2 protein-coding genes and 1 pseudogene are annotated in these 3215 nt (G+C 67.3%); 2 read left to right on the forward strand and 1 reads right to left on the reverse strand.

From position 1 onward, the window contains the following. Nucleotides 1-307 precede the first annotated feature (307 nt). Complete coding sequence (locus ENN83_RS01545; RefSeq protein WP_287183282.1) at nt 308-1366, forward strand: glycerophosphodiester phosphodiesterase family protein; 1059 nt, start codon at nt 308-310, stop codon at nt 1364-1366. Between the two features lie 55 nt (nt 1367-1421). Here the strand turns inward: ENN83_RS01545 and tgt are convergent, their stop codons facing one another. After that, on the reverse strand, nt 1422-2552 hold the full coding sequence (gene tgt / locus ENN83_RS01550) for a tRNA guanosine(34) transglycosylase Tgt (protein WP_287183284.1): 1131 nt from the start codon (nt 2550-2552) through the stop codon (nt 1422-1424). A gap of 72 nt (nt 2553-2624) precedes the next feature. On the opposite strand from tgt, the pseudogene ENN83_RS01555 reads away from it, so the two are divergent. Beyond that, nucleotides 2625-3098: pseudogene (locus ENN83_RS01555) on the forward strand (ATP-dependent zinc protease); the annotation flags it as partial. Nucleotides 3099-3215: the final 117 nt, after the last annotated feature.

Raw genomic sequence — 3215 nt, forward strand, 5'->3', positions numbered from 1 at the left:
CACCTGCCCCGCTGGCGGCAGCCACTCGGCCCTCTCCGGTCTGGTCGGACATCTGGGGCTTTTTTTCCGGGGATTCAACCAGACGGCTTCGAGTTACCCCTCAGAATGCCTGTCCGGCCCGCCCGGTGCAAGCACGCATACGCCCTGCCCCGGGCTGCCCGCCATGGCAAAGTCCGCGAAGACCGCGGCGGCGGGTTCGCAAAAGCTTTACGCAAACTTGATCGAACCGTCGCGCAGGCCGCCTAATCCGCCACCCGTGGACGCATTGTTTCCGCATCCCCGAAGGCGTTCCTCACAGGAGACAGGCATGACTCGCATGATCGCGACAGCCGCTGCCCTTGCCGTGGCGATGATCGCTCCGGCCCAGGCGGCCACCGTTTACAATACCCTGTCGGGCGAAGCGCCGCTGGTGATCGCCCATCGCGGCGCCAGCGGCCATCTGCCCGAGCACACGCTGGCGGCCTATGAACTGGCCATCAAGATGGGCGCGCAGGTGGTCGAGCCCGATCTGCAACTGACCGCCGATGGCGTTCTGGTCGCCATCCATGACCCCACGCTGACGCGCAGCACGAATGTCGCCGATCTGTTCGGGCCGCGCAATGGCGGCTACCGGGTGGCCGATTTCACCCTGGCCGAGATCAAGTCCCTGACCGCCCTGCCCACGCGCACCGCCAGCACGTCCTATCCGGACTACACCCCCTCGATGGCGGACCCGTTCAAGGTGCCGACCTTCCAGGAAGTGATGGACCTGGTGAAAGCCCATAATGCGGCGACCGGCGCGCAGATCGGGATCTATCCGGAATCCAAGACCCCCAACCGCTTCTCGTTGAATGCCAAGATCGTCGAGGAGATGAAGGCCAACGGCTTCGACGGATCGGTGCCCAATACCTTCATCCAGACCTTCAGCCATGAGGGCGCGCAGCAACTCGCCGTGATGCAGGACCTTCTGGGGATGACCAACGGCATCGCCGCACTGGGCTATGTACTCAAGACAGGCGATGGCTATGGCGTCTACGACGCGACCACCGGCACGATCTCGTCGCTGGACCATCTCGCGGGCTTCGCAACCGGCCTGGGCGTGAACCTCGGCTACGATCTGGACGCGGGTTTCATTGCGGCGGCCCATGCGCTGGGCCTTGCTGTTCATGGCTGGACCTTCCGGCCGACCACGCTCGAGGCGGCCGAAGACCAGTTCCTGCCGTGGATCGCGGCCGGGATGGACGGGTTCTTCACCGATTATCCCGATCTCGCGGTGGCCGTTCTCGACGGGCTGAACCCGGCGCCGGTGCCGCTGCCGGCGGGCCTGCCGCTGCTGGCCGCGGGGCTTGGCGCGCTTGTCGTCGTCCGCCGCCGCGCCCGCGCCTGAGACGGGCCTCGGCCCGGGGGCGTCCCATTTGGCGGGGCGCCCTCTGCGCATCGGCTCAGAGCGGTTCGATATCGCCCTCGGCCCTGAGCGCATGGAAATCGGCCTGCCAGGCCGCAAAGCGCCCTTCGGAGATGGCCGCGCGCATGCCGGACATGATCTCCTGATAGTAATGCAGATTGTGCCAGGTCAGCAGCATCGAGGCGATGATCTCCTGCGACCGGAAGACATGGTGCAGATAGGCGCGGGAATAGTTGCGGCAGGCCGGACAGGTGCAGGCCTCGTCGATGGGGCGCGGATCGTCCTGGTGGCGCGCGTTCTTGATGTTCAGCACCCCGCGCCGGGTAAAGACCTGCCCCGTCCGCCCCGAGCGCGTGGGCAGCACGCAATCCATCATGTCGATGCCGCGCGCGACCGCGCCGACGATGTCGTCGGGCTTGCCCACCCCCATAAGATAGCGCGGCTTGTCCACGGGCAGGAAGCCCGGCGCATAGTCCAGCACGCCGAACATCGCCTCCTGCCCCTCGCCCACGGCAAGCCCGCCCACCGCGTAGCCGTCGAACCCGATGGCCTTCAGCGCCTCGGCCGATTCCTCGCGCAGCGCGCGGTTCACGCCGCCCTGCATGATCCCGAACAGCGCCTGCCCCGGCCGGTCGCCGAAGGCGACCCTGGACCGTTCCGCCCAGCGCATCGACAGCCGCATCGCGCGCGCCACCTCCTCGTCGGAGGCCGGCAGCGCGGGGCATTCGTCGAAACACATCACGATGTCCGCCCCAAGCACGCGCTGGATCTCCATCGACCGCTCGGGGGTCAGCTCGTGGCGCGAGCCGTCGATATGGCTCTTGAAGGTCACCCCCTGCTCGGTCAGTTTTCTCAGCCCCGCAAGGCTCATCACCTGGAACCCGCCCGAATCCGTCAGGATCGGCCTTTCCCAGTGCATGAAGCGGTGCAGCCCGCCCAGCCGCGCCACCCGCTCGGCGCCGGGGCGCAGCATCAGGTGATAGGTGTTGCCCAGCAGGATGTCCGCCCCCGTCGCCGCCACGCTTTCGGGCAGCATCGCCTTGACGGTGCCGGCGGTGCCGACCGGCATGAAGGCGGGCGTGCGGATCACCCCGCGCGGCGTGGTGATGACGCCGGTTCGCGCTGCACCGTCGGTTGCCGTAAGATCGAAGTTGAACGCCGTCGCCATATCTGGTCTCGCCTCTTGGGGCCGAAGACGCGTTCTCGGGCGATTCTGACAAAATGCCAAGGAGACGCCCACATGAGCACAGGCACCGCTCTTGCCGAACCGCTTTTCCGACTCGGCCGGGAGGGATGGGTCGTCCTGCCCGGGCTTGGCCTGCCCGCATTGAAGGCCAAGGTCGATACCGGCGCGCGCACCTCGGCGCTGCACGCCTTCGACATCGAACCCTTCGGCCCGGCCAGCCGACCCGGGGTGCGGTTCGCCGTCCACCCGATCCCGGGGCGCCAGGATCTGTCGATCCCCTGCTCGGCCGAGATCATCGACCGGCGCGAGGTGACCTCGTCGAACGGCGATTCCGAATGGCGTTATGCCATCCGCTCGAAAATCGAGGTGGGCACGCGCCGCTGGCCGATCGAGTTGACGCTGACGCATCGGGGCGGCATGGCCTGCCGGATGCTGCTTGGTCGGCAGGCGCTGGGCGAGGATGTGGTGGTCAGCCCCGGCGAGAGCTTTTGCCAGCCGCGCCTGTCCCACGATGTCTACCATGCGACGCCACCCGCCCGCGATGGATGACATATAGCCCCGAGCCGAGGATAATCGCCACGCCCAGCCAGGTCAGCGCGTCCGGAAAATCGCCGAACACGAGATAGCCGACCACGGTGGCGCCCA

Origin of the sequence: Rhodovulum sp. (assembly GCF_011048875.1) — a bacterium.
In the GTDB taxonomy this organism is placed as follows: domain Bacteria; phylum Pseudomonadota; class Alphaproteobacteria; order Rhodobacterales; family Rhodobacteraceae; genus Rhodovulum; species Rhodovulum tesquicola.